This window comes from Pseudomonas baltica (assembly GCF_014235765.1).
Taxonomy (GTDB): Bacteria; Pseudomonadota; Gammaproteobacteria; order Pseudomonadales; family Pseudomonadaceae; genus Aquipseudomonas; species Aquipseudomonas baltica.
Genome location: NZ_JACMYH010000005.1, coordinates 196915 through 223489 on the forward strand (window position 1 = coordinate 196915; position 26575 = coordinate 223489).

A 26575-nucleotide genomic window follows, 5' to 3' on the forward strand; every position below is an offset into this window, starting at 1 on the left:
AGGCCACCGGCTTGTCGTTCTTATGCGCTCAACAGTGGTCGCAAACACCAGGCCTGTCTACGGGCTGAACCACTGGTAGGACCAGTTCTTTTGGTCGGGGGGCTTCTATCGAAGCCTCTACTGGCTTATTTTTGGAGGGTCGTCGAACGTTCGACGACAGTCTCGGCCGATGGTCCTACCAGCAGGCATGGCATGCACAACAAACCTCAAGTCGCCGATGTAGTGTGCGAGCGCATCGAGCGGCTCATCGTCGATGGCATTCTCAAGACCGGCCAACCGCTGCCGTCGGAACGGCGTCTGGTGGAAAAGCTCGGTGTGTCGCGCAACGCGCTGCGCGAGGGCCTCAAGCTGTTGCGCGCCCGTGGCATCATCGCCACCGAGCAGGGCCGCGGTTCGTTCGTCGCGTCGCTGTCGCCTGCCAACGATGCCACGCCCCTGATGCACCTGTTCAGTTCCCAGCCGCGCACGCTCTATGACCTGTTCGAAGTGCGTTCGCTGCTCGAAGGCGAGTCGGCACGGCTGGCCGCACTGCGCGGTACTCAGGCTGATTTCGTGTTGATCGAGCGCAGTTACCAGGCGCTGCTGGCGGCCCATGACCAGCCGCTGGACGCCACCCGGCATGCGCACCTGGACCACGCTTTTCACCTGGCCATCTGCGATGCCTCGCACAATCCGGTGCTGGTACAGACCCTGCGCTCGTTGACCGACCTGCTGCTCAACTCGGTGTTTGCCTGCGTGAACAACCTGTACCACCGCCAGCCGCAGAAACAACAGATCGACAAGCAACACGCCAGGCTTTACACCGCAGTGATCAACCGCCAGCCCGAACAGGCACGCAAGGCAGCCGTGGCGCATATCGAGAGCATCTGCGCCAACCTGCGGGAAATCGAAGGGGAAGAGCAGCGTCTGGTACGTGCCACGCTGCGTCTAGAAGGCTGGGCCTGAAGCAGCGGATCAGGCGTTCTTCAGGCACTTGAGGTTGGCGAAGTCTTCGCGCAGTTCACCCAGCTTGCGCTCGATACGCTCGCGTTGTTCAGGCGTACTGTCGGCCGCAAGGCCGCTCATCAGGTCGATGGCTGCCTGCTCGGTACGGGCATAGGCCAGCTGGTATTGCGGGGTCCACACCGCTTCGCGCTGTTGCAGCAATTGCGCGATCCGCGCAGGGAATTCCGCCGACTGGCGCTGCTGCAAGGCGGCCATGAACTGCGCCTGCCAGTGCTCGCGGTTGTCGATCCATTCACGATTCTGTTCGCCCAGGCTCTGCGACCAAGCCTGCACGCGCTGCTGCTGCGTATCGGTGAGCTTGCCGAACCAAGGTGTCAGACGCTTGCTCATGCGCTTGGCGCGTTCGTCGATCTGTGCCTGCAGTGGCGGCTCCACGTATTCTTTGCGGCGCTTGACCAGATCCTCGTTGAGCGCCTGCTGCAGGGCGCGAACCTGATTGTCGTCCAGGCCCTGCAGCAACTCGACCGCCGAGGGCGTAACCTGCACCGCAATGGCCGAGATCGCCTGTTTGGCCTCGGCGGTGCGTTCGCGCAGCGCCGGCGCAGTCACTTGCTGCTCGGCGACCATGCGCTGGACCTTGTCCAGCCACTGCAGGTTGTCGGCCAGTTGCGTGGTGCAGTGCCAGCGCAGATGCTCCTTGAGGCGTTCGTCGAACCAGTTCTTCTGTTCGCGATTCATGTCCAGGTAGTCGTTCATCGACCAGGGAATGATCACGTCCAGATTGCGATAGGCCAGGTCCACTCGCGTGCAGCCACTGAACACCAGGCACAGGCCCATGAGCAGCACACAATGCGACAAGCGACGAAACAGAGGATTCATGGCAGCGGTCCGTGCGATGGCGTTGTTGTGGTTATAGAGCCATGCCGGTGCGTGCGGTTCAGAAAAACGCGTGTTGGGCCTTGAGCATGAACATGCTGTCGCACTGGCCATTCTGGCCTGAATAGGCAGCGCAATTGGCGCCACTCAGGTCCGAGCCACTGTAGATGAAATCCAGGTCGAAGCTGCCGATCGGCCGTGACATCTGCAGCGACCAGTCGTTGAATGCCCGCACTTCCTGCCCCTCGCCAATGGTGAACGGGGTGGTGAGCTGATGGTTGCTGACCTTCATGGTAAAGCCCACATCCAACAGGGGCAGGCCGCCCAGGTCAGCGAACAGCGTGCTGTTCTGGCCGTCGGGGGTATTGTTGAACGCGGCGCCGAAGCGCCGATCCAGAACACGCAGGCCGGCGTAGAACGCATGCGTCGAAGGGGCATCCAGCTCGGGGTAGCTGTACTGGATCACGCCCACTTCATAGCCCAGCGAATTATCGAACGGATGCTTGTAGCCCATATAGGAATCCACCTCCAGATTGCTGGAGGAGGTGAGGCCCATGTTGGGCGACCATTGGCCGAAATACAGACCGCTGTCGTGGGTCAGGTCCAGCCCGCCATGGAAGGAACTGCCGGCGCTTGGCTGCACCAGGCCCACGGCCATGCTGCGCGACGGTGTAGTGCCGAGCTTGAGGTTGAAATCGCCGATGTCACGTTGAATGACCTGGGCGCATAGGGAAGGGGGGACCACGAGTCCGGCTATCAATAACCAGCTGGGTCTGAGCATACCTACCTCCAGTAAGCCTGGACGGCCCGATCTAGAAGGGTGCAAGCATACCGCTCATGGGCGGCGTCACGCTGCCATTCGTCGATTCAGGGGGGATGAGGGTGATGCGAGGAGTTACATGACGCTGAAGTTTTGCCCGGCGCCACGGCCGGGCCGCAAACTTACTTCTTGCCCAGGCTGATGTGCTTGGACGGGGTGAAGGTCTGGCCGCTCACGCCCTTGGCAATCTGCTGGATCTCGCCACCGGACTTGAGAAACGCAGCAATCTGTTCGTTGATCGACTCGCTGGTTTCTACGGCTGGAGCGGGTTTGACTTTGCTGTTGGATGCTTTAACGCGCATGGCTGCCATTAACCTGTCAAAAATTAATATGGCCAGGCATTGTACATGATTTATCCCCTCTCGGCTGGGCTATATGGACCAGCGGTGGCAGTGGGATCCCCTGTGATCAAGGTTTTGTCTAGCAAGGTTCCGGCGTACCAATACCTGTCGCGCAAGGCGCCTTGCGCAGCGAACCGAAGGGTTCTCGGGTAGAATGCCGAGCCAGGTGACGAGGAAAATTCGAAATGGCTTTAGTCGGGCGCTACAACGCATTGCAAGTGGTAAAACACACAGACTTCGGGCTGTATCTGGATGGCGGCGCAGACGGCGAGATCCTGCTGCCCAATCGCTACATCCCTAAAGATACGCCCAGCGAAGACGAAGACTGGCTGAACGTCTTCGTGTATCTGGACAGCGAAGACAAACTGCTGGCCACCACTGAAAAGCCCAAGGTTCAGGTGGGTGAGTTCGCCAGCCTCAAGGTCGTCGAGATCAACAGCATTGGCGTCTTCCTCGACTGGGGGCTGCCCAAGGACCTGCTGCTGCCGTTCTCCGAAGAAAAACGCCAGATGAAAGCGGGCGAGTACTGCGTGGTACACGTGTACCTGGACAAACGTACGCGCCGCATTACGGCCACCGCCCGCCTGGATCGCTACCTCGACAAGCTGCCGCCGGCCTATCAGGTAGGCCAGGAAGTCGATCTGCTGGTGGCCGAAGAAACCGACATGGGCTTCAAAGCCATCATCAACAACGCCCACTGGGGCTTGATCCACAAGAACGAAGTGTTCAAGTTCCTGCGCTCCGGCAAGCAGGAGAAGGGCTACATCAAGGAGCTGCGCAGCGACGGCAAGATTGCCCTGAGCCTGCAGCCCATCGGCGCGCAGCTCACCAGCAGCCTCAATGCCCAGATCCTCGACAAGCTGCGCGCCAACCAGGGCACCCTGGCGGTCAGCGACAAGAGCGATCCGCAGGTGATCAGCGACCTGTTCGGTGTCAGCAAGGGCAACTTCAAGAAAGCCATCGGCGCCCTGTACAAGGACGGCCAGATCGTCATCCACGCCGACCGCATCGAACTGGTCTGAAGCCCGTCACGCAGGCCGCTTTCAGGCCTGCAGGAACGGCGCGAAGCCGACGCCGCTGCCGGTGGGGCGCACATCCTTGAGGAACGAATCCTTGTCGGCGCTCAGCTCGAGGCTGACCGTCGACTTGCGTTTGCCGGCGTTGCGCACCACCAGCCCTTCCATGTGTTCACGTAAAAACGCCGTCGTCACTTTCAGGTGCAGTAGCTGATCACTGGAAGGGGTGTGCAGCAGCAGGTGAATCCATTCGTACTGGCCGATCTGCAGGCGTGCCACAGGGATGTCGAACCACCAGATGTTGCGTTTGGCGTCCAGCACGGTGAAATGGCAGTTGTTGACGCCGAGCACCGCGCCACCCAGTTCCTTGTTGCGACGGGCGATGGCTTGGGGTTTGTCGAGTTTCATGAAAATTCCTACAGGTATGACGCTTCGGCGCACTGGCCGAATCCGACCGGCATTCTGCGGGCAAATCGGCCGAACATAAAGCGCTGGCAAAACCCATGTGCCTGCTGCACGACCACGGCGTCTTTTGCCACGCAAAATAATTTGAAACTCTGGATGGCCGGTGCCGGTCAATTCTTGTGTCGAGACAAGACATTCCTAAATGACCAGGAGACATACCATGAGCGGCACTTCAGACAAGATCAAAGGCATGGCCAACGAAGCAGTCGGCAACGTCAAGCAAGGCGTGGGCAAAGTCACCGGTAACGAAGAACTGCAGGTCAAAGGTGCAGTGCAAGAAAAGAAAGGCGAAGCCCAGCAAGTAGAAGGCGAAGTCAAGAACACTGTGAAAGACGCTGTAAAAAAACCCTGAGGCAGCGTGTTTCCTGCCTGAGTGAAGTTCGCCAACGGTCATCAAACGATGGCCGTTGTGCTATTGGGCAGACACGGACGTACATACTCTGATTGTCGTTTTTCCTGCAGCTTTACGGTAGAAAGCGTGCCGCTACAAGCCTGCCGCGGCTGCCTGACTCAGTTGGGCTGCGCATCCACTCAGGCAGGGTATTCGAAAGTCGAGTGGCGCAAGGAGACGCTATGCTATTTCCCCACATGAACAACCTGCCTTTCATGAAGGTCATGGTTCGCACGGTCAAGGAATTCGTCGACGACGAAATGCCTACTTATGCTTCGGCATTGGCCTACCAGATGTTGTTCTCGCTATTCCCTTTTCTGCTTTTCCTGATTGCCTTGATCGGCTTCCTGCATCTGCCGGATTTCTTCTCGTGGATGCGTCTGCAATCCGAGTTGGTGCTGCCGCCACAGGCGTTGGAACAAGTCAATCCGGTGATCGACCAGTTGCAGCAGTCCAAAGGTGGTTTGCTCTCCATCGGTATCGTGGTTGCGCTGTGGACTGCCTCGGCAGGCGTGCGACTGACCATGAGTGCAATGAACGCTGCCTATGATGTAGTCGAAGAGCGTCCGGCCTGGAAGCGCATTCCCCTGTCGATTCTGTACACCATCGGCCTTGCAGGCATGCTGTTGTGCGTAGCGGCGTTGATGGTCACCGGTCCCCAGGTCATGCAGTGGCTGGCCGGGCAGATCGGCATGGAAGATTTCATCGTCACGCTGTGGACCATCCTGCGCTGGCCACTGATCGTCATCCTGCTGATGATCGCCGTTGCGGTGATCTACTACGTCATGCCTGACGTGAAGCAGGAATTCCGCTTTATCACGCCTGGCTCGATGCTCGCCGTGGTGGTGTGGATCGTCGCGTCGCTGGGCTTTGCCTACTACGTGAAGACGTTCGCCGACTACAACGCCATGTACGGCAGCATTGGCGCGATCATCGTGTTGCTGCTGTATTTCTACATCTCTTCTGCGGTGCTGTTGCTCGGTGCCGAGATGAATGCGGTGATCGAGCACATGTCGGCCGAGGGCAAGGACAAGGGTGCCAAAGACCCTGAAGATACCACCCCCGCTGTGGACCAGACCGGGACCGTGCCCACGGGCGAGAAGGACCTGCGTGCAAGTCCTGCCACGCCGTCATCGGTTGCAGCGCGCCCGCAGCCTTGAGCCGAGGCTATGCAGATCAAGCGGCAGTCGGACGCACCAGGGCCAGCAAGTTCTTGCTGGCTCGGTAGCGCTGCAGGCGCTGGGTCAGCTCGGCAGGCAGAGTGGTTGCATCCTCGAAGCCGGCGCTCAGGTAGAAACCACGCAACGGCGGTTCGCAAAACAACCATACCGGCCCGCCCAGCGTAGCCTGGGCGGTGCTGAGCAAGCGTCGGCCCAAGCCCTTGTTGCGCTGATCGACAGCCACGTGCAGGCCAGTCAACCAGTGCCCGCCGGCCACCGGCAGGAAGTTCGAACCTGCAACGATTCCGTCGCTCCGTGCTACCCACCAGCGGGCGTTGCCCACGCTGCGCATCCGACTGTTCTGCGACTTGTAGAACTTGTCCAGCAGCGGTCGCGCACAGGTCGGTAGTTCGATGAATTCCACGTAAATGTGTCCTGTTATTGCCAAAGCGCCAGGTTTGCCCAATGGCGGGAGAAATTGCTTCGTGACCGCACCGGCGCTGTAGTAAGGTCCGGGCCTCTTTTTATGACGGAGATGCGCTGTGCAGCAGCCGATTCGCAAATTACTCTATCTGGCTGGCCTGATCAGCCCGCTATGGCTGGCCGCCAGCCTCATCGTGACCGGCAGCTTGTACGCTGGGTACAGCCACATCGATCAGGCGATGGGTCTGTTGGGCGCCATCGATGCACCCACCCACGCCCTCTGGGCCTGGCTCGGTCATTACCCGCTGGGCCTGTTGTCGATAGCGTTCGGTATTGGCCTGTACGCGGGCCATGCTCATCTGCATCTTGCGCGGCTGAGCGCCTCGCTGATCATCGTGCACGGTGTGGCGAGCCTGGCCGCTGGGTATTTCACCTGCGACGCCGGCTGTTCCCTGCAATACCCTTCGACACAGCAGAACCTGCATACCATCGCCAGCGTGATCATGTCGGCAAGCCTGTTGCTCGCCAGTGCGCTGTGGATTGTCGTGGCACGCCGCGAGGGCCGCAAGGGCTTGGTCTGGTTGTCCCTGATCTGTAGCCTGTTTGCGCTGGGGTGCCTGCCGTGGATGGCAGCAGCGATGGACGTTGGCCGTGGCTTCGGCCTGTTCCAGCGGGTCAACTACTTCGCTTCACTGGTGTGGGTCGCCGGGCTGGCGTGGGCATTGCTCAAGGCCGAGCGCAACGAATACGCCTGAAGCGTCAGGTCATCAAGGTGATCCAGATCGCCGCGCCGCCGATCACGGTCACCATGCTGCCCAGGCCAAGCACGCCCGTCACGTCAGCCGGGAAGCGAGCGCGGCTGATCCCTTCCACCCTGCAGCGGTATCGGCGCCGTTGGCTCAGCCAGATCAGCAGCGCTCCCAGCAAAGTGAATGCGATCAGGCCGCCGGCGAAGCGCCCGTGGTAGGGCATCCAGCGCAGAAAGAACAGACTCGCCACCAGCATCGCCAGCAGGGTCCGCCCCCACGCCAGCAACGTCCGTTCAGGCTGCAGGCCTTCGTCCTGATGTCCCGCTTGCAGCAGGCTCATCGCAATACGACGAAGGCTATCAGCGCTGCCGTGACCAACGCACCGCCGATGGACAGCAGCGGCACCAGCAACGGAATGGGCAAAGGCTGCTTGTGACGCATCGCTCGCTCCACGTTCAGCCAGCGCAGGCTCGCACTGGCACTGAGCAGCATGCCCAGCAGCAGCAGGATGACCGCCAGGCTCTTGCGAAACTCGGGTGCGAACACGTCTGCGGTGAATGCTTCGACAGCGATGCCGCCAGCCATCAAGGCCAGGGCTGTACGAATCCAGGCGAGAAACGTGCGTTCGTTGGCCAACGTGAAACGTGGGTCGGGCTCGCTGCCGCCCGTGAGCAGCTTCAGCTGTCGCGCGCTGCGTTGGCCATGAGTGGGGGGGATCCCGGGGTCAGGTCTCGCCATGTGGGTGCCAGGCAGGGTGTGGAGGTAGGGCGATGCTACCATCGCCAGCCGTCTTGCCGGCCACTTTCCGCGTAGCAGGCCCAGGCCTCAGTCGCGGTCGGTGTTCACGGGCAGGTGGAAGCTGAACTGCGTACCATCTTCATCGCTCGACGCGACTTCCAGTCGACCGGCGTGGGCCAGGGCGATCTGATAGGCAATGTACAAACCCAGTCCAAGGCCTCCGCGGGGGCTGCGCACACTGGGCCGGGCAAAGGGTTTGAACAACTGCGAGCGCACGTTTTCAGCGATCGCCGGCCCCTGGTTATGCACCGACAGGGTGAATGCCTGATTGGACAGTCGGCCGCACACGCGCACCTCGCTGTCCGGAGCACCGTGGATGATCGCGTTGGACACCAGGTTGGAAAGCAGTTGGCCAATACGCTCCTTGTCGCACAGCACGCCTTGCAGATCATCGACATCCATCGTGATGACCCGGTCGGGGTGAATGCGCTGCAGCTCGGAGACCACGTGCTCCAGGCTCCGCGTCAGGTCGGCGTCGGGCTGCAGGTCCACCACGATGCCGGCACCGAGTCGTCCACGGGCAAAATCCAGCACATCTTCGATCAGCTGCGAGGCGCGACGTGCACTGGTCTGGATATGCTTGACGATACCCAGGCTGCGCTCATCGGTGACGCGTCGCTGCAACAGCTCCGAGCCGGCGTTGATGGCAAACAGCGGATTGCGCAAGTCATGGCCGAGCACCGCAATGAACTGATCACGCAGATCGGCCATTTCACGCTCTTCCAGCAACGCGGTAGCCGTGCGCTGGTGCTGTTCTTCATTCTCCATCTGCAGCGACAGCAAACGCGAGAACGATTCCATCATGGGTTCGATGGTGCTGCCTTTGAGGCAGGTAGGCCGTGGATCGAGCGCACAGATGGTGCCGAAAAAGCTGCCATCGGCGCGGAATATAGGCGTCGATATATAGCTTTCGAACTTGTAGATGCGCGGAGCGTGATGGTTGCAGTACACCTCGTCTTCGCTGACCTTGTCGATAATGACGGTCTGCTGACTGACGCGTATCTCGTGACACAGGGTAGTGGTCACGTCCAGTTCGTCGCCGACACCCAAGCCAAAGCCGATGCTGTCGAGCACCGCGCACGTGGTCCACGAATCTTCGGTAACTCTGGCTACCGCTGCAAAACGCATCCCGGTGGTTTCGCAGATGACCTGCAGGATTGCCGGGACCGCGTCGATACGCGCGAGGGTGGCTATGTCGGCTGCTGCAGTCGTGCCCATGGAGTGTCCACTGTGGTTGCGCATGCCGGAACCATTGGCTGGTCGTGTCCGGACGGTGCACCGATTCTAGCGATGCCGCTCGAGCCTGTAAAAAAATCTTGAGTCCGCACGGCTTATATCAGTTGTAATCACGTGCCTGCGGTACCTCACGAACCCTGCGCGAGGCGCTCTGCTGCTTGAGCAATGGCTCCAGCGCCAGGTGATCCAGAGCGGTGCTCAAATGATCGCCTTGTACCTCTGCGCATCCTTCTTGCTGCAGGCAGAGTAGCCGTTGCGCGGTATCGACACCGGCGCCGATCACACGAACACCCATGGCTTTGCCCAGGTCGATCATGCCGCGCACCATGGCGCGGTCATTCGGGTTGTCGCTCATGCCGGCCACGAAACGTCGTTCGATCTTCAACCCATCGAAGGGATACAGACGCAGGTATCCCAGGGAGCAGTAGCCACTGCCGAACTCATCGAGAATCAGCCCGGTACCCAGTTCCTTCAGTGCGGTCAGTGCACCTACGGCACCGTCGGCACAGCCCAGCATGGCCTGCTCGGCAACCTGCACCTGCAGACGGCTGGCAGGCAAGCGGGCTTCTGCCAGCGCGTCCCGAACATCGCGAGAAACATCGCCGCGGCTGAAATGCGCCGGTGCCAGGCTCAGCGACACGGCAATCGACTGTGGCCAATGGCGCGCTGCCTTGCAGGCCTCGCCCAACATCCAGCGGCCGATCGCTACGATCAAGTCGCTGCGCTCGGCCAAAGGCAGGAAAACGTCCGAGGTGAGCAAGCCTTCGACCGGGTGCTGCCAGCGCAGCAGTGCCTCGACGGCGACCACTCGGTCGGCCTCGGCGCTATACCTGGGCTGAAACTGCAGCAGCAGTTGTTCATGGCGTATGGCTGATGCCAGATCGTTTTCCAGTTGCCTGAGCTGGTTCTGCCGATCCAGGGCGGGCGCAAAATGCTGCCAGCTTCCGACGCCCCGAGCCTTGGCCTGACGCAAGGCAACGTCCGCGCAGCGAATCCACTCGTTGGCATCGCCACGTGCGGGCTGGTCATGGACCACACCGATGTTCACACCCACCTGTAGCTGTTTGATGCCATGCACGATCGGACGCTGGATGTTGTTGATCAGGCGCTGGCAGAAATGCTCGATCTCGATCATCTCGTCGATGCTGGCCAGTACCAGCATGAACTGTCCGGCGTGCAGCCGTGTCACCAGATCATTGCTGCGCGTGCTGTCGCGCAGGCGGCTGGCAACCGTGCGCAGAACACATTCGCGCGCGAGCTGGTCCAGGGCCTCTTGCAGTTCGTCGAATCCTTCCAGATCCAGCAACAGCAAGGTCAATGGCAACGGACGCAGGCGGTCGGCCAGGGTCTGGTCGAGGAACCGTGTCAGGGCATGCTCATCCCCCAGGCCTGTCACGGCATCGTGGGTCGAGCGGTGGGCCAACTGAGCCTGGGCGCTGACCTGGTCAGTGATGTCGACCAGCGTGCCGCGATAACCGACCACGCGCGATTCAAGCACGATGGGCCGCGCGGCGATGCGGCTGTGGCGCATCTGCCCGGCGCTGTCGCGGTAGCTGCAACGCAACTGACCAGCCCCTGCTGCCGTGGTGGTGTTTCCCAACTGTTGCAGCCATTGGCCCGGAGGGAGGGTATCGCACTGCAGCAGCAGTTCAATGGGCTGGCCCAGCCAGGCATCATCAGCAAACCCGGTGGAGTCGGTGAATTCCGAGGACAGATAACTGACCCGCAGGAACTCGTCGGTCTCCCATATCCAGTCCGAACTGGCGCTGGTCAGGTCACGCAGGCGCTCTTCGCTCGATTGCAGGGCCCGATGCTCGTTCTGCAACCGCGCATGGTCCTGGTCGATGTCGCGCAAGCTGCGCAACGTCCTCAGCAACAGCACGCCGGAGACGCCCAATACGACCAGTAGCAGTACGGCAATCGTCGGCAGCGACATGCTCCAGAGCGGTTCGCCACCCGGTGGTGGCGTCTGCACGGGGAGTCCCGCGCCGGCATCTTCGAGGGAGATCAGCGGCCGGCCACTGTTATCAGCCAGATCGCGTTCGCCGCTCACGCTGTCCGCAGCGACCGTTTCTGCCGATGGGTTGCCGGCGCGATCCACCGAGCCGGGAACGCCGAGCACGGCGCCGCCGGCAATCACCACGCTGGCAAGGATGGGCAGCACGAACGCCAGCACCAGAAGCCGTGCGCGGCGTGAATAGCGGGAAGGGTTGGCGGCATCAACAACATTCATGAGCAGCGGTCCTTGCGAACAGACGTTTCTTGAGCTCATCTGGACGGTTGCGGCCGCGACATGGTTCCCGATGGGCGACCAAGCGCCGGATGCAGGCACTGTCCCGGCGCTCCGGGCCGAGCACGGGCTTCTCACGCCAGGCCGAAAGCGTATGCTGTAACACGCATCTTCCAGCCAGAGGGCTGCATGAATATTCCACTGCTTTTCGGAGTGCTTGCGCTTATGACGTCGTTTTCACCTAACGCCGAAGAACTGCCAACCTCGTTGCGCGAGGACGGCCAGTATCGCAATCAGGTGGTCCTGCCCAAGGACGGCTTCATGAAGAAGCTGCGCATCGGCATCAAGTACCTGCTGTTGAGCAAGCCGCCAGGCACCCGTCCGCAGGCCGCATTGCCGGTCGAACGCCTGTCTCGCCAGCAACTGCTGGCGGCGCCGGACCACAGCCTGTGGCGGTTGGGGCACTCGACCGTGCTGCTGAAGATGAATGGCCAGTTCCTGGTGACCGACCCGGTCTTTTCCGAGCGCGCCTCGCCTGTGCAGTGGGCAGGCCCATTGCGCTTCCATCAGCCACCGATCAGCATCGCCGACCTGCCGCCGATCAAGGCCGTCATCCTCTCCCACGACCACTACGACCATCTGGACGAGCAGGCGATCAAGGCGCTGGCAGACAAGACCGAATACTTCCTGACCACCCTGGGCGTGGGCGACCGCCTGCTCGACTGGGGCGTGCCCGCCAGCAAGGTGCGTCAGCTGGACTGGTGGCAGGAAACCGAAGTGGGCGGGTTGCGTCTGGTGGCGACCCCATCGCAGCATTTCTCCGGGCGCAGCCTGTTCGACAGCAACAGCACGCTATGGGCATCGTGGGTGATCATCGACAAGGACTTCCGGCTGTTCTTCAGCGGCGATACCGGTTACTTCCCGGGCTTCAAGCAGATCGGCGAACGGTTCGGGCCCTTCGACCTTACCCTGATGGAAACCGGTGCCTACAACGTCGCCTGGCCGAACGTGCACATGCAGCCCGAAGAATCCCTGCAGGCGCACCTGGACCTGCGCGGCAAGACGCTGCTGCCGATCCACAATGGGACCTTCGACCTTTCCATACACGATTGGCACGAACCTTTCGATCGCATCAGCGCACTTGCGCAGGCCAAGAGCGTGCCGTTGAGCACGCCGCGCATGGGGGAGCGGGTCGACATGCGCAATCCCCAGGCCGGTGTGCACTGGTGGGAGCAGGTCGATTCACCGGCCCCCGTGGCTACACCGTGATTCAGCCCGGGCTCAGGCGTCGGCGTTGGGTTCCTTGCGCGCCTTGCCCTGCCCATCGTCCTTGGGCGGCAGGCTACTTTCGCTTCTGATCTGGGCATGGCTGATCAAGGCGAAAATGAAGCTGCCGCCAATGATGTTGCCGGCCAGCGTCGGTGCGGCAAAGTCGAGCCAGAAGGCTTTCCAGTCCAGCTCGCCGGCCCATACCAGGTAGGAAACCTCCGCCGAACCCACGACGATGTGGGTGAAATCGCCCAATGCCATCAGGTAGGTAACCAGGATGATGATCCACATCTTGGCGCTTTCCTGCGAAGGAATCATCCAGACCATGGTGGCGATCATCCAGCCCGAAATGATGCCTTTGGAAAACATCTGCGACAGGTCGTTTTCCATCACCTTGCGGCCGATGTCGAGAAAGGCGACATCGGTCTTGGCATCGAAGATCGGTAAATGAAGCATGACGTAGGACACCAGCAAGGTCCCCGCCAGGTTACCCGCCAGGACCACGCCCCATAGTTTGAACAGCCGGCCGAAGTTGCTCAGGCTCGGCTTGCTCATGATCGGCAATACGGCCGTCAGGGTGTTTTCGGTGAACAGTTGCTGGCGCGCCAGGATCACTGCAAGAAAACCGGCCGAGTAGCCCAGGCTGGCAATGACCTTGCTGGTTTCGCCATCGGGCAGGCGTGAATTGAACAGACCCATGGCCATCAGCGACAGGCCCATGGTCAGTCCGGCGGCCAGGGCCGACCACCACAGGGCGGCTACCGTACGTTCGAGTTCGTGGTCGCCCTGTATACGAATGGTTTCATGCAGCACCGCCGCACGGGGCGGTTGATTCTCATGGACCTCGGCTTTTTCGTCGGCCGACAGGCCAGGGGTCTTGCCGTCTTCTTCAGAGGCATCAAGGCTGGGTTCGTGCTTTTCCATGGAGGTTCCTGCGAATGCGCTGGCGCGCGTGCCCGGTGCACGGCTGCCACAGCACAGACCTTCAGGGCGCTGAATAAGTTGCGTCACCCCACGCTTTGCGTCCACTACAGACCGAACACCTCACGCAGCGCCTCGGCGTAGGCCTGGCTACCCAACGTCATGCTGTTGTTGTGCGTGCCACCTGGTACCAGCAGCAAGCGTTTGGGTTGGGCAGCGGCATCGAACAGTTCCCGGCTGAAACGCGGCGGTACATAGCGGTCGTCCAGGCCATGAACGATAAGCACCGGAATCCCGATGTCACCGATCTTGTCGATGGAGTCGAATTTCTCCGACATGATCCAGCGCACGGGCAGCGACGTATTGGCCACGGCCGCTGCGGCAGCGGCCAGATCGGTGAAGGTGGACTCCACGATCAGCCCGGCCGCCTTGGGCTCGTCACCCTCGGCCAGATGCTCGGCCAGATCCACGGCGATCGCACCGCCCAGCGAATGACCATAGATGAATCGGCGCTCGGCGTTGGGCTGAAACTGCACCAGCCGTGCCCAGGCAGCCTGGGCGTCCTGGTACACGGTGCGCTCCGACGGCAACTCGCCGGGGCTTTCGCCGAAACCGCGGTAGTCGATGGCCAGCACCGAGAAGCCCAGCTCGCGCAGCTGACTGATGCGCCGCACTTGTGCCGTCAGGTTCCAGCGGGTGCCATGCAGATACAGCACCGCCGGCGCATCGGCGCGCGGCGCCGGCCACCACCAGGCGTGCAGGTACTGGGTGCTGCTCAAGGCTTTCTCGACCGGAATCTGCAGCTCGGTCACCCCGGACGGCAGTCCCGAGTACCAGCTCGCCGTGCCTGGTTCGATGTTGAACAGCAATTGCCGCTCCTTATAGGCCAGTTGCGAGCAGCCATACGGCAAGCCGACACCTATCGCCAGAGCTAGCAACAGAAAGGGAAGCCAGCGCCGACGACGGGGCGCGGTGGTAGGTGTTGCCATGCATGCACACTCCAGACGGGTCTCTTCACTGGACCGGAACGCACTGCAGGCTGTTCATTGCAAATTGATTTCAAGCGGTGTCAAGTACCGTTCGGGGCGGTTGTCCGGTGCGCATTGCGCATGCTCTATTGCCATCGCCGAGCCGATATTCTACTGTCCGCCGACTACCGATGTTTGCGCTACCATTGCGGGCAGCGTTTCGACACAAGAGGGCGACACATGAAAATCGTGATGGTGGGAGAGGCCGCGACACACCGCGAGATGCTTGCCGCAGGCCTGGACTGCCCGGCGCAGTTCGTTGCGCTGCCCCGTGAGGCCCATGAATCGGCTGCTTGGGACGCGCAGATCGAAGGCGCCGACGTGCTGGTCTCGATGCGCTTCCAGCGCAGTGGCGCCGCACCGGCGTTCCGCCTGTTGCAGGTACCCGGCGCCGGCCTGGATGGCATCGACTTCGCAGCGCTGCCGGTCGGTGCCACTGTCTGCAATGTGTTCGAACATGAAATCCCCATGGCTGAATACGCCCTGGCTTGCATGCTCGAACACCAGATCGAGCTGGCGGATCTTCGTGCGCGCTTCAGTACCGAACACTGGACGGGTGCCTACCTGAAGCGTCAGCCGCGCGGCGAGCTGTTCGGCAAGACGGTCGTCATCGTCGGCTTCGGCCGGATCGGCCAGGCTGTTGCCACCCGTGCCCAAGCTTTCGGCCTGCGCATCATCGCCATTTCCGCTCGCGCCGAAGGCGGACGGGTCGACGGCCCTATGGATGAGGCGTACACACCCGGCGAACTCGACCAGGCGCTCTCGCGTGCCGATTTCGTCATCCTCACCTGCCCGTTGAACGAGCGCACCCGCGGCTCGTTCGGCGCTACGCAGTTTGCCGCAATGCGCCAGGATGCCGTCCTGATCAACATCGCCCGCGCCGCCGTGGTCGACCCCCACGCGCTCTACCATGCCCTGCGCGACAACCTCATCGCCAAGGCCTACCTGGACGTGTGGTACCGCTACCCCCGCGGCGACACCGACCCGGTCGCGCCAGCCGAATACCGCTTCGAAGACCTCCCCAACGCCTACTGCACCCCCCACGCTTCAGGCTGGACCCACGGCCTGTTCGAACGCCGCTACGCCTTCATAGCCGCCAACATCAATCGCCTGCACCAGGGCTTACCCCTCCAGAACGTCGTTACAAACCCCCGTCCCGTCTAACACCCGACGCGGCGACACACCCGGCCCCCTGTAGCAGCGGCGCGAGCCGCGTCCGGCCACACCGCAACTTCCCTGAACCACCGCACCTGCTTCCCACATACGCCCCAAATCCTTCCTACACCGCAGCCCCCCAATCCCTCTGCCTGGACGCACCACGGCTTCGCACACTGACGCCTCTTCAATCCGACCGACAAGGACTGTCATTCATGACCATCGGCTCATCCCACAACCATCCCGCCGACATCGCAGCCGCCGTGCAAAACCCCGCCAGCCTGCCGTGGGCCGCCCGCTTTCCCAACCCTCCGGATCTATGCTTCGACTACCGCCGCCTGCTCGAACAAACCGGGGGCATCGCTCACGCAGGTAACGCACAACACCGCATCTGCATCATTGGCGCGGGCGTCGCAGGGTTGGTGGCAGCTCGCGAACTGCTGCGCTGTGGCTTCGAACGCATCACCTTGATCGAGCAGTCGCGCCGCCTCGGCGGACGTCACCTCACCGTGCAGGTCGACAGCCCTCAATCCACGCCCTCAACGCCTTTCGAAATGGGCGCCATGCGCATGCCCTTTTTCAATCGCACCGGCGAGGCGCCTGTAGACGGCCGCTCATTGATGGCCTACTACGCAGGCCTGTACGATCTCAAGACCTCAGACTTCCCGAATCCCGGCACGCCCTTCGTACACTCCACCGGCATCTATCTGCGCGAAGGTCGCCTGGCAGGGGGAACCGAACCCCAACTGCTGATCTGGAACAATCCCGACGGCAGCACACCGCCACCTACCGCCGTGCTGCAAGCCGTCCACCAGAAATGGAAGCTGTTCGCCGAGCGAATGGCGATGCAGGTCGCCGCCGTGTTCGGCAGTCAACAGTGGCCCGCCTTGTGGTCTGCGATTGTCACGCGCTACCAACATGTAGCGTTCCGCGAGCTGGTTCGCGCTCCTTGCGTACCCACTTGGGATCCCAGCCGGCCGGGCGACTTCGGTGGTCTGGGCATGTCGGCCGCAGAATCGTCGATCTTCTACGCCATCGGCATAGGCGATGGCAGTTGGGGCGCTTTCTACGACGTGTGCAGCCTTTATCCACTGCGCACCGCGATATTCGGCTTCAGCAGCCATTTGCAATTGGTACACGGCCGTGTCGATGGCCAAGGTATGCCGCTACCTGCCCCGTTCCTCACCGAGCACGCCGTGACTGACTCCAAAGGTGTGGCGTTCGCCACACCTCGCTACCTGGGTCTGGCTGCATTGGATGAGTGTCTGATGTTCATGCCGCTGGGGGAGGGGGCTCGCTCGCCTTACGAACGATTGCGCGAGCAGCCTGCTGGCCTGATCACCGACAGCCCGGTGAACAGCCTCACGCGACTGGCCGACGGCAGCATAGAAGTGGGTTACCGCTGGCACCAAAGCGACGCGCTGGCCAGCCGGCAGGTGAAACAGAGCTTCGACTCGGTGATCGTCACGGTGCCCTCCTGGATCCTCGAAACGCGAATCCAGGTGGCTGGTTTCACCTCGGCCATGCTGCCTCAGGCCACCATCGATGCCTACAAGACCGCGCACTGGGAAACCAGCTGCAAAGTCTACGCGCCGCTGAAGAAAACCTTTCTCTCGGCCAGGCGTGACATACCGCAGATACTCGTCACCGACAGTTTCGTGCACGACGTCTATGCCTACCGCTACAACGACAACTATGCCTATGACTGCATCCTGCTCAGCTACACCTGGGAGGACGATGCGACCAAGCTGGCGGCGTTCAGCGACGCCGAGCTGGTCGACAACTGTGTGCGCGAGCTGGACCGCATCTTGATGCGCTGCAGCAACGTCGGCACGCGCATTTCCCCATTCATCGACACGGCCAACGCACGCGTGCAGCGCTGGGTCACGGACCGCAATGCGCTGGGCTGCGCCAAGCTTTACCGGGCAGGCGCGTATCAGGATGCGGTCGGGCTCATGAGCTACAACCGCGATTACAGCCGCCTATCCGGGCTGTACCTCGCAGGTGAATCGTTTTCCGTCGACGCCGGCTGGACCGAACCGGCCATGCGCGGCGCCGTGGACGCGGTGATCAACCTCTGCGCCAACCAGGGCGCAGTGTTCAACGGCGGGTTCGACCTGTCTCATTACCCTCGGTATGGCACCGAGTCCTGAACGACTTTGTACCCTCTTGTCCTACCTGCCGGATTAATCCTACAGATGCTTGGGAAGCGTCCGGTTCTATGATCTTAACGAATGCGTTTCTATGCGGAGGCAATCCAAAAACAACAAGAAGGTGCCTCCATGTCCTCTGTTTCCGCTATCAGCCCCGTGCGGGTCGCTGTCGTTCAGTTCGATCCACAATGCGGTCTCGAGCATCGCTCGTTCAACCTCTCCCATAGCCTTCACCTGGCCCAGCGCGCGGTCGCGGGAGGCGCCCAACTGATCGTGCTGCCGGAGCTGGCCAACACCGGCTACGCCTACCGCAACCGCGAAGAAGCGTTCGCGTTGGCCGAGGCCGTGCCCGACGGCCCCAGCGCGCAGGCCTGGATCGAGTTCGCGCGCGAACATAAGGTCTATCTCGCCGCCGGCCTGGCGGAGCGCGACGGGCACAAGCTTTACGACTGCGCAATGCTGGTGGGGCCCGACGGCTTCATAGGCAAGTACCGCAAGGCTCATCTGTGGAATCTCGAAAAGCTCTGGTTCAGTCCCGGCGACCTCGGTTTTCCAGTGTTCGAAACGCCCATCGGGCGCATCGGGCTGATGATCTGCTGGGACGTCTGGTTTCCGGAAGTGCCACGCCTGCTGAGCCTGCAGGGTGCCGACATCATCTGCAGCCTGAACAACTGGGTCTGGACGCCGCCGCCGCTGTTCGACGAAACCGGCAAATGCATGGCGTCTTACCTGACCATCACTGCAGCGCACGTCAACAACACGTTCATCGCTGCAGCCAATCGCATCGGTACCGATCGCGGCGATCGCTTCCTGGGCTGCTCATTGATCGCCGGTACCAACGGTTGGCCGCTCAGCGAGGTGGCCGGAGCCGAAGAGGAAACCATCCTCTATGCCGACGTCGACCTTGTGTCGGCACGTAGCGCGCCGATCTGGAACAGCCTCAACGATCTGCCGCGCGACCGTCGGGTCGACCTCTATGGCTCGATGCTGGGCTATGACCGTCACGCCGCGCTGCCGCGCTGAGGAGGGCTGGCCATGCAATCCTCTCTGCAAGACACACCAACCCGCGCATCCAGCGGGACTTTAACTGGCCTGTTGATGCTGTCGCTGGCCATTACCCTGACCGTCATCAGCGGCAAGCTGCTGGCCATCGACGCACTGTGGCCCAGCTATGGCGACATGATGGCTAACTTGCACCACCCAGCAGCCTGGTGGCGCTGGGTGGTGGGTGATATCAGCGAAGTCGCGTTCTACAAGCATGAGTTTGCCTCCATCGGCCTGCTGGCAGGTGCGGGACTGGGCTGGTGGGCCAATCACACCGGCAAGCGCTGGCAAGGCTTCGCGATCTGCTACGGCACCGGGCTCTGGCCATGGGTGGTGACCAGCTCGCTGCTCGGCCTGGGTCTGGGCAATCTGCTCTGGGGATGGACACTTTCGGCCGATACCTGGCAGCCGACTTTCGTCGCGTTCGTGTCCATGCCGGCGGCCACGGTGCTGCTGTTCGGGCGTGGCTGGCGCGTGGCGCTTACCGGGGCCGTGATGGGCGCCGTGCTGATCACCCCGGCCTGCCTGCTGATCGTCAAGTACGTGTGTACCCCGCTGGCATTGCCAGTGGTGATCGGCAATGTTACCGGCATGGCAGTGGGCAGCGTAATCGGCTTCCTGCTGTGCAAGCGCTTCCCGGTTCTGGTCAGGCCTGACGCGGCGCCTGCGCAAGCGCCACCGGTGGTGGCTTCTCCGGCCAACTACGGCCTGCGCTGGACCTTGCGCCGTATCCTTGCGGATTTCTCCGAGGCCCCGTTCTTCGGCAACGAATGGGCCAGCCTGGGGTTGGTGCTGGGGGCGCTGCTGGCGCTGATGCTCAATCCGGCCAGTCCGTTCTACGGTTCCGGTTGGCTGTTGCAGCTGTTGGCGGCGCAAACCCTGGCCTCGGCGCTGGGTGTGCTGATCTGGCGCCGTCAATGGATTGCTCGCGGCTGGTATCCGACCTACATTCCCGTCGTCTCGGTAGCCCCCGCCGCGATTCTGGTCCATGGTGGCAGCCTGCCGGTGATCATCCTCAGTGCCGCATTGGGCGCACTGCTGGCGCCGCCCCTGGCCGTCGCCATCAGCCAGCGGCTGCCGTCCTATATGCATGGCTACATCGGCAACGTGCTGTCCATGGCAATCAGCACCGTGCTCATCCTTCCGCTGATCGGTCTGATCATCGGCAGCCCAAACCTCTGACGGAGTACCGCCCATGGCTCTACCCAGACTATCCGTAGGTGCCCTGGGCGGCACCATCAGCATGCAGGCCCAGGCCACTGGGGCAGGTGTTCAACCCAGTTTGAGCGGGCAGGGCATGGTGGACCTGCTGCCCGAGTTGACGTCGCTGGCCGAGGTTCAGGTGCACACACTGAATCTGCTGCCCAGCGCCTCCTTGAGTTTCCAGGCCTTGCTCGAGGCCCTGGAGTGGGCCCGTAGCTGCATCGCGGCTGGAGCCGTCGGGGTGGTCTTGAGCCAAGGCACCGATACCCTGGAAGAAGCCGCTTTTTTCCTCGACCTGCTGTGGGATCTCGATGAGCCTCTGGTGCTGACAGGCGCCATGCGTGCGGCATCGCATTGCGGTGCCGATGGCCCGGCTAACCTGCTGGCTGCAAGTCAGGTGGCGCTGGCCGAACATAGTCGCAGGCGTGGCGTGTTGGTAGTGATCAACGATCAGGTGCACGCGGCGTCCCGGGTGCGCAAGGTCGCGGCATTGGCCATGGATGCCTTCGCCTCGGCACCCTACGGGCCGATCGGCCTGATGATCGAAGGTCGGGTGCACTACGCCGCTGCGCCTGCGGCGCGCTGCTGCCTGCCGAATCCCGCCCGAACCGATCACACCGTGTTGCTGCTGGAGGCCACCCTGGATGCAGACACCCTGCTGCTCGACAGGGTCGTCGACGCCGGGTATCGGGGCGTGGTCATTGCCGGTTTCGGCGCCGGGCATGTATCGCAGCGCTGGGCCGCCAGCCTGCACGTCATTGCCCGGCATATGCCGGTCATAGTGGCCACTCGCACGGGCAGTGGGCCAACGGCCAGCGGTAGTTACGGCTTCGCGGGAGGCGAGCTGGACCTGCAGGCGAAGGGCGCCGTGATGGGTAGATTTCTCTGCCCGCGCAAGTGTCGGATCCTGCTCTGGATGCTGGTCGGTAGCGGCCAAGAGCACGACATCAAGCGTTACCTGAGCCAATTGGACAACTGATCGGCAGCAGATCCGGGGACATCGTCCACGCTGGCGGCTACAATGCGGGCATTCTTTTTGATGACCCGACCGAGCAGACCATGGCCTACAACATCAGCAATGACGCGCTGACCGACGCACAACTGGATTACGTGGAAGACGTACTGGGGCAATACGCCAGCGAGAAATCGGTCGGCAGCATCTCCGAGCTCGATGGCTTTTTCACAGCCATCGTTTCGTGCCCTCAGGCAATCGCTTTCGACGACTGGTACGCGGCGCTGTGGGGTGGGCCTGATCACTTGCCGGTCTTCAAGGACGACAAGCAGTTCGAGAAATTCTTCGACCTCCTCATCCAGCACATGAATCAGTTGGCCATGTTGCTGGAGGAAGACTTCGAAAACTTCGCGCCAATCTTCAATCTGTTCGACGACGAAGACGTCGTCAGTGTCGAGGACTGGTGCTATGGCTATGAGCGTGGGGTCGTGGTGGGTGGCAGCTGGCTCGACATGCCTGATCAGGAACAGGACCTGCTGGCGTTGATCACGCTGCACACCCAAGGTGTCGACCTCTTGAAACATGACGCATCAGGCGAGCAACTGGACGCCGAGGAGGCCATGGAGATGATCCAGATGGCCGCCATTCGTCTGCACCAGTACTGGTTCGAGCGTCGTCCGGGCAAGACGCCCATCACCGGCGAAACCAAGACGGGCCGCAACGATCCCTGCCCCTGCGGCAGCGGCAAGAAATTCAAGCAATGCTGTCTGCATTGACCTGCGCATCGAGTGCGTCCGTTGCAAGTGAGTGATTTTTTTACGATTGGCGGCAAATTGCCGTTGACAGTGGCGCCTCAATCCGTAAAATTGCGCGCCACAGCAGGCACGTAGCTCAGTTGGTTAGAGCACCACCTTGACATGGTGGGGGTCGTTGGTTCGAGTCCAATCGCGCCTACCAAACAAAATCCGCTCTGCTGGGCGGTGCAGAAGGGCGATCCGGAAGGGTCGCCCTTTTTCGTTCATGCGCAATATGCTTGCACATGCTTGCCGCCTTGGCTCGCCGCGCGCATTATCGCCAATCAATTCCTCAACCTGGCCCTTTGCATGTCCCACAGCCCGGCCCCATCGCCTATCGACGAGTCCGAACGCCTGGCTGCGCTCGAACATCTGGGTGTGCTCGACAGTGTCCCGGAGCCGGGCTTCGACGATATCGTCCAGTTGGCAACTCAGCTCTGCGGGACACCCATCGGCCTGGTTTCTCTGGTGGACCGCGAGCGTCAATGGTTCAAGGCGTGTGTCGGGCTCGACGTTTCCGAGACCCATCGCGACCTGGCGTTCTGCGCCCATGCCATCCTCGCGCCCGATACCGTGATGATCGTCCAGGACACTCATCTTGACCTGCGCTTCAAGGGCAGTCCGCTCGTGTTGGGCCCTCCCTATATTCGCTTCTATGCGGGCGCGCCGATCATCTCGCGCCAGGGCTTGGCACTGGGCACGGTGTGCGTCATCGACACCGTGCCGCGCACGCTGGATGCGGCGCAGTGCAGCGCTCTGCAGGCTCTGGCACGGCAAACGGCTGCGCAATTGGAGTTGCGCCTGCTCAACGCCGAGCGCGAGCAACAGACCCTTGCCTTGTCCCGGCAGCTCGACAACGTGCTGGGCGAGCACCAGCAAACCCTACAGACCCTGCGCCACGCCCAACGGGTTTCCTCGCTGGGCCAACTGACCGCGGGTATCGCCCACGATTTCAACAACCTGTTGCAGGCCGTCAGTGCCAGCTTGCAGATGACTCGCCTCAAGGCACGCAAGCCCCTGGAAGTCGAACGCCTCACCGAAATCGGCCTGCAGGCGGTACGGCAGGGCGCGCAATTGATTCATCACCTGCTCGCCTTCGCCCGTCGCGAGGAGCCCAGCGTGCAGGCGGTCGTACTCGACGAGCGGATCGAGCACAACAGTGACCTGTTCGGTCGCGCGCTCGGTACGGCGACGAAGGTGCAGCTGGATCTGCAAGCGCCAGCGCAGGCGGTGATGTGCGACGCCCATCAATTGGATGCTGCGTTGCTCAACCTGCTGGTCAATGCGCGCGATGCGCTGCGCGGTGCCGGGCAGATCCGCGTGGCCACCTGTGAACGTGTCGTCTGCGGCGACGCCCAACTGGCCGACGGCACCTACCTTTGCCTGAGCGTTGCCGACGATGGGCCGGGCATCCCGGAAGACGTACTGGTACAGGTCTTCGAACCGTTCTATACCACCAAGACTGCCGGGCAGGGCACCGGGTTGGGGTTGTCGCAGGTGTACGGTTTCGCGTCGAGCGCAGAGGGTATCGCACGTATCGAGAGCCGGCTGGGCGAGGGCACAACCGTTACCCTCTGGCTACGACGCGTAGCAGCGGTATAGCGAATCACTTACACGCTGTGGCTCCAATCGCCTCTATTGCGATCACCTTCATCCCAGTAATCTAGCCTCACTAACTGAGACGAAGGATGCGACTCAGGGTCAGGGACGACCGGCCATTGCAAGGAAGCTGCTGACAGGATGTTGGAATGGCTAGACAAAAAACCCGCTTCGGCGGGTTTTTTGTTGGACGCTGTTTTGTCCTGCGCACAGCAAACCCCCTGCCACAGCCGGGCAGGGTGGGCCGATTCCGTTACTTGCCAGTCACGATACGCTTGACCATGGCCGCATGACCCGTCTGGTCGCTGGCGCGCGAAATGACTTGGACAACCGACATGGTCGGTCCCGAGCCGGCCACGAAGGTGGTCGTCATGGTTGCGCCGCCGCCCATGGTCGCGGTGCTGTCGATTTGCTCCACGCCCAGCTTTCGCAAGGTGATACGTTTTTCCGCAGTCTTCTTGAAGTCAGGCAACGCAGTCGCCTGTTGCTTGATGAAACCTGCCGTCGCGCCCGTCAGGAACTCATCATCGTTGTCGGCGGCATGCCCACCCTTGGGAATGGGCAGTTCAGTGGTCACCACCACGCGTCTTTCGCTTTCATTCATGTACATCATGCCCTTGGCACCTGCAGCTTCGCTTTTCGGATCGGCAGGTGGCAGCGGGTTGGCGGTGTACCCCGCAGGCAGGGTGAACATCAACTTGCCGTCGAGCGTCTTGACGGTCTGCGCTTTCGGGGCGCTCGGTGCTGGCTTGGCAGCCCAGGCCACGTTGACCAGGCCCAGCGTGAAAGCGAGAAACAGGCAAGTGCGGCGCATCGACGAAACTCCAATAAGGTCAGGACTCGGATCCTACTCCAGACCCATGGGCTTGAGAACGTGCGTGAACCCCCTACTTATCCAGTCTCTGGTCCAGTGCCTGGACCAGCTCATGGGCGAACCTGACCCGCGCTTCGTTCGGATAGTTCTTGTTCGCCAGCACCACAACGCCGATCCCTCGTGATGGGACAAACGCCACATACCCGCCAAATCCATTGGTCGACCCGGTTTTGTTGACCCATACCTTGTCCAGATGCCGCAGCGGGCTTGTGGGTTGGGTAGTCAGGGCTACTGCATTGGAGTTGCCTTGCACCAGGGTGTCGAGCGCTACGGGATAGGCGTATTGCTCCCAGATTAGGGCTTGCGTCATGCCACCTACCCTGAAGTAGCCCCGTTGCGTGGCATCCAATGCCTCACGCAGCTTCGCAGGCAAGGCCACCGCGCCCATCTGTGCCTGAACATAATGAAGCATGTCCCGCGCACTGGACTTGAAGCCATAGGCTTCCTCGGCCAGTACCGCCGGGTTCAGCCGCACCAGCTTGTCGTTCTTGTCGTAGCCCTGCGCATACAACGGCAACTGCGCAGTCGGGACATCCAGGTAAGTGTGGGCAAGGCCCAGGCCTGGGAGCAGCCTGTCGTGCATGGCCTGGCCGAACGACATTTTCATGCTCGTGGCCGCGATCATCCCGAGCAACCCAATGCTGGGGTTCGCATAGCTGCGCTGGGTGCCTGGTGCATAGGTGGGCTGCCAGTCGCGAAAGTACGTCATCAGTTGTGCAGCGTTCTGGATGTCGTCCGGCAACTGCAGAGGAAATCCGCCGGCGCTGTGGGTGCCCAGGTCGGCGAGTGACGCCTGGTCCAGCGGTGTGCCGCGCAATGTGGGCAGATACTGGCCGGGATGATCGCTCAGAGACAGCTGCCTATTGGCTTGCGCATAGGTAGCGAGGGTGGCGGTGAAGGTCTTGCTGATCGAGCCAAGCTCGAACAGTGTGTCTGCGGTAACAGGTGCCTTCGTTTCGCGCGACGCCAGCCCATAGGTGAAGAACAGCTGCTGGCGACCGTCAGTGATAGCGATCGCCATGCCTGGAATGTTGTATTGCGCCATCAACGATGCGGCCCGGGCCTTCACGAGGCTTTCGACTGCAGGCTCCTCGGCATGGGCGCTATCGCCCGCCCATACGGTAGTGAATGCCAGAAAACCCGCAATGACCATGGCTGTGCCGGACCTGCGCATGAGTGACTCCTCTTCCATTTTTATTGGCAGTGATCACTCTGCATTATCCCGGCATCTCTCTTTGTTGTGTCAGCCGTTATGATGAGCATCTGTAACAACACTCCGAGGAAACATGAAATCAGTAACCTGCGCGCTTTTCACGCTACTGGTCGCGGTGCACGCCAACGCCATGGCCGCGGGAGACGCCGTAGCCGGCCAGGCGACATTCGACAAGAATTGCGGTGGTTGCCACAAGGTAGGCCGCGGTGCCCAGGCCGCATTCGGCCCGCAGCTCAATGGCGTGATCGGCCGTGCGGCGGGAAGCACCAGTGACTACAGCTATTCAGCAGAGATGAAGAACTCGGGCATCGTCTGGACCACCGAGAAGATCGCCGCCTTCGTCGAGGCACCCAGCGATGTGGTGCCTGGTACCAAGATGCGCCTGTGGTGGTTCGGCAACGATCAAAAGATGGCCGACCTTCTCGAGTACCTCAAAAGCAACCCTTAAGGCAGGTACGATACGGTGGAGGCGGCGCGGCCCAGGTCACAAGGCAGCATCCTACAACAGCGTCGGAAACGACCTCTTTGATTGGCGGATGTGGCTTCGTATTCTCCAAACCCTTTGATGAGGGCATTGGATGTCGAAGGTGATACTGGCAGTAGCGATGTGTCTGGCGGGTTGCGCATCGAGCGGGGTCTATCTGGCCGACCCCATGAACCCACCCGATCCCTGGCGAAAGGGACCAGCTTCGCACCGTGAACTGCCCATCGGCGATCCCAAGCGGCAGCACGTATGCCAAGTCGAACCGAATCGGTTTGAATGCGCGCCCCTTGGTTCCTGACGTCAAACGAACGATGTCGTGAAAAGTTTTGCGAACAGGTGTTGACTCACCGGCAAAATCTAGTAATATTCGCCTCCCGCTGACGAGCAATCGAAAGCGCAAGCGGTTGAAGTTGTTAGAGATTAACTAAATACTTCA

27 protein-coding genes and 1 tRNA gene are annotated in these 26575 nt (G+C 61.6%); 15 read left to right on the forward strand and 13 right to left on the reverse strand.

All coding sequences use genetic code 11. The features are described from left to right. The first annotated feature begins 192 nt into the window (after nt 1-192). Complete coding sequence (glcC, locus tag H7993_RS17160; RefSeq protein WP_122474967.1) at nt 193-945, forward strand: transcriptional regulator GlcC; 753 nt, start codon at nt 193-195, stop codon at nt 943-945. A gap of 9 nt (nt 946-954) precedes the next feature. Here the strand turns inward: glcC and H7993_RS17165 are convergent, their stop codons facing one another. From H7993_RS17165 to H7993_RS17175, 3 genes are all read right to left on the reverse strand, one after another. Continuing rightward, entirely contained in the window at nt 955-1815 is an 861-nt protein-coding gene (locus H7993_RS17165) for a DUF6279 family lipoprotein (RefSeq protein WP_185795123.1), read from the reverse strand. Nucleotides 1816-1882: 67 nt separating this feature from the next. Continuing rightward, on the reverse strand, nt 1883-2602 hold the full coding sequence (locus H7993_RS17170; RefSeq protein WP_122474965.1) for a TorF family putative porin: 720 nt from the start codon (nt 2600-2602) through the stop codon (nt 1883-1885). A 161-nt stretch (nt 2603-2763) separates the two neighbouring features. Then, nucleotides 2764-2952, reverse strand: a complete 189-nt coding sequence (locus H7993_RS17175; protein WP_177327984.1) for a hypothetical protein — start codon at nt 2950-2952, stop codon at nt 2764-2766. A 215-nt stretch (nt 2953-3167) separates the two neighbouring features. On the opposite strand from H7993_RS17175, the gene H7993_RS17180 reads away from it, so the two are divergent. Then, nucleotides 3168-4004: a CvfB family protein gene (locus H7993_RS17180; protein WP_185795100.1), complete on the forward strand. Its 837-nt coding sequence runs from the start codon at nt 3168-3170 to the stop codon at nt 4002-4004. Nucleotides 4005-4025: 21 nt separating this feature from the next. Here the strand turns inward: H7993_RS17180 and H7993_RS17185 are convergent, their stop codons facing one another. Further along, nucleotides 4026-4406 carry a hypothetical protein gene (locus H7993_RS17185; RefSeq protein WP_122474961.1) on the reverse strand — a complete coding sequence of 127 codons (381 nt, stop codon included), beginning with the start codon at nt 4404-4406 and terminating at the stop codon, nt 4026-4028. 217 nt (nt 4407-4623) lie between these two features. Between H7993_RS17185 and H7993_RS17190 the strand changes: the two genes are divergently transcribed. Next, nucleotides 4624-4815: a CsbD family protein gene (locus H7993_RS17190; RefSeq protein ID WP_122474959.1), complete on the forward strand. Its 192-nt coding sequence runs from the start codon at nt 4624-4626 to the stop codon at nt 4813-4815. A gap of 221 nt (nt 4816-5036) precedes the next feature. Continuing rightward, complete coding sequence (locus tag H7993_RS17195) at nt 5037-6014, forward strand: YihY/virulence factor BrkB family protein (protein ID WP_185795101.1); 978 nt, start codon at nt 5037-5039, stop codon at nt 6012-6014. Nucleotides 6015-6030: 16 nt separating this feature from the next. Here H7993_RS17195 and H7993_RS17200 read toward each other — a convergent pair whose 3' ends face one another. Further along, nucleotides 6031-6438 carry a GNAT family N-acetyltransferase gene (locus H7993_RS17200; protein WP_342345056.1) on the reverse strand — a complete coding sequence of 136 codons (408 nt, stop codon included), beginning with the start codon at nt 6436-6438 and terminating at the stop codon, nt 6031-6033. 118 nt (nt 6439-6556) lie between these two features. Here H7993_RS17200 and H7993_RS17205 point away from each other — a divergent pair, with 118 nt between their 5' ends. Continuing rightward, entirely contained in the window at nt 6557-7192 is a 636-nt protein-coding gene (locus H7993_RS17205) for a DUF998 domain-containing protein (RefSeq protein ID WP_185795102.1), read from the forward strand. 4 nt (nt 7193-7196) lie between these two features. On the opposite strand, the gene H7993_RS17210 is transcribed toward H7993_RS17205, so the two are convergent. The 4 genes from H7993_RS17210 to H7993_RS17225 form a co-directional block, all read right to left on the reverse strand. Next, nucleotides 7197-7526 (reverse strand): DUF202 domain-containing protein, encoded by a 330-nt coding sequence (locus H7993_RS17210; RefSeq protein ID WP_185795103.1) that lies wholly within the window; start codon nt 7524-7526, stop codon nt 7197-7199. After that, a complete protein-coding gene (locus H7993_RS17215) occupies nt 7523-7924 on the reverse strand; it encodes a YidH family protein (protein WP_122474951.1) in 402 nt (133 codons plus the stop codon). The genes H7993_RS17210 and H7993_RS17215 overlap by 4 nt, the downstream gene beginning before the upstream one ends. 87 nt (nt 7925-8011) lie before the next feature. After that, on the reverse strand, nt 8012-9202 hold the full coding sequence (locus H7993_RS17220) for a GAF domain-containing sensor histidine kinase (protein WP_185795124.1): 1191 nt from the start codon (nt 9200-9202) through the stop codon (nt 8012-8014). A gap of 118 nt (nt 9203-9320) precedes the next feature. Further along, complete coding sequence (locus tag H7993_RS17225; RefSeq protein ID WP_185795104.1) at nt 9321-11453, reverse strand: putative bifunctional diguanylate cyclase/phosphodiesterase; 2133 nt, start codon at nt 11451-11453, stop codon at nt 9321-9323. A 186-nt stretch (nt 11454-11639) separates the two neighbouring features. Here H7993_RS17225 and H7993_RS17230 point away from each other — a divergent pair, with 186 nt between their 5' ends. Further along, the gene (locus tag H7993_RS17230; RefSeq protein WP_185795105.1) at nt 11640-12719 is read left to right on the forward strand and encodes an MBL fold metallo-hydrolase; all 1080 of its coding nucleotides are present in this window, start codon (nt 11640-11642) and stop codon (nt 12717-12719) included. Nucleotides 12720-12731: 12 nt separating this feature from the next. Here H7993_RS17230 and H7993_RS17235 read toward each other — a convergent pair whose 3' ends face one another. Both H7993_RS17235 and H7993_RS17240 read right to left on the reverse strand, forming a co-directional pair. Further along, entirely contained in the window at nt 12732-13643 is a 912-nt protein-coding gene (locus H7993_RS17235) for a formate/nitrite transporter family protein (protein WP_185795106.1), read from the reverse strand. 104 nt (nt 13644-13747) lie between these two features. Continuing rightward, nucleotides 13748-14629 carry an alpha/beta hydrolase gene (locus tag H7993_RS17240; protein WP_185795107.1) on the reverse strand — a complete coding sequence of 294 codons (882 nt, stop codon included), beginning with the start codon at nt 14627-14629 and terminating at the stop codon, nt 13748-13750. Nucleotides 14630-14848: 219 nt separating this feature from the next. On the opposite strand from H7993_RS17240, the gene H7993_RS17245 reads away from it, so the two are divergent. The 8 genes from H7993_RS17245 to H7993_RS17280 all read left to right on the forward strand — a co-directional run bounded on the left by H7993_RS17245 (nt 14849) and on the right by H7993_RS17280 (nt 23571). Beyond that, a complete protein-coding gene (locus H7993_RS17245) occupies nt 14849-15832 on the forward strand; it encodes a 2-hydroxyacid dehydrogenase (RefSeq protein ID WP_185795108.1) in 984 nt (327 codons plus the stop codon). A 206-nt stretch (nt 15833-16038) separates the two neighbouring features. Then, on the forward strand, nt 16039-17976 hold the full coding sequence (locus tag H7993_RS17250; RefSeq protein WP_185795109.1) for a flavin monoamine oxidase family protein: 1938 nt from the start codon (nt 16039-16041) through the stop codon (nt 17974-17976). A gap of 129 nt (nt 17977-18105) precedes the next feature. Next, nucleotides 18106-18999, forward strand: coding sequence for a nitrilase family protein (locus tag H7993_RS17255; protein ID WP_185795110.1), 894 nt, complete (start codon nt 18106-18108; stop codon nt 18997-18999). 12 nt (nt 19000-19011) lie between these two features. Continuing rightward, complete coding sequence (locus H7993_RS17260; protein WP_122474935.1) at nt 19012-20202, forward strand: hypothetical protein; 1191 nt, start codon at nt 19012-19014, stop codon at nt 20200-20202. Between the two features lie 13 nt (nt 20203-20215). After that, nucleotides 20216-21202, forward strand: coding sequence for an asparaginase (locus H7993_RS17265; RefSeq protein WP_185795111.1), 987 nt, complete (start codon nt 20216-20218; stop codon nt 21200-21202). A gap of 80 nt (nt 21203-21282) precedes the next feature. After that, the gene (locus H7993_RS17270; protein ID WP_185795112.1) at nt 21283-21951 is read left to right on the forward strand and encodes a UPF0149 family protein; all 669 of its coding nucleotides are present in this window, start codon (nt 21283-21285) and stop codon (nt 21949-21951) included. A 104-nt stretch (nt 21952-22055) separates the two neighbouring features. Beyond that, a tRNA-Val gene (locus H7993_RS17275) sits at nt 22056-22132 on the forward strand. Between the two features lie 146 nt (nt 22133-22278). Beyond that, on the forward strand, nt 22279-23571 hold the full coding sequence (locus H7993_RS17280) for a sensor histidine kinase (RefSeq protein WP_185795113.1): 1293 nt from the start codon (nt 22279-22281) through the stop codon (nt 23569-23571). A 250-nt stretch (nt 23572-23821) separates the two neighbouring features. On the opposite strand, the gene H7993_RS17285 is transcribed toward H7993_RS17280, so the two are convergent. Together H7993_RS17285 and ampC are read right to left on the reverse strand one after the other, a co-directional pair. Next, nucleotides 23822-24382 (reverse strand): DcrB/PsbP domain-containing protein, encoded by a 561-nt coding sequence (locus H7993_RS17285; RefSeq protein WP_185795114.1) that lies wholly within the window; start codon nt 24380-24382, stop codon nt 23822-23824. 73 nt (nt 24383-24455) lie between these two features. Then, complete coding sequence (ampC, locus tag H7993_RS17290) at nt 24456-25595, reverse strand: class C beta-lactamase (RefSeq protein ID WP_425312027.1); 1140 nt, start codon at nt 25593-25595, stop codon at nt 24456-24458. A gap of 133 nt (nt 25596-25728) precedes the next feature. On the opposite strand from ampC, the gene H7993_RS17295 reads away from it, so the two are divergent. After that, a complete protein-coding gene (locus tag H7993_RS17295; RefSeq protein ID WP_185795116.1) occupies nt 25729-26103 on the forward strand; it encodes a c-type cytochrome in 375 nt (124 codons plus the stop codon). The last annotated feature ends 472 nt before the right edge of the window (nt 26104-26575 follow it).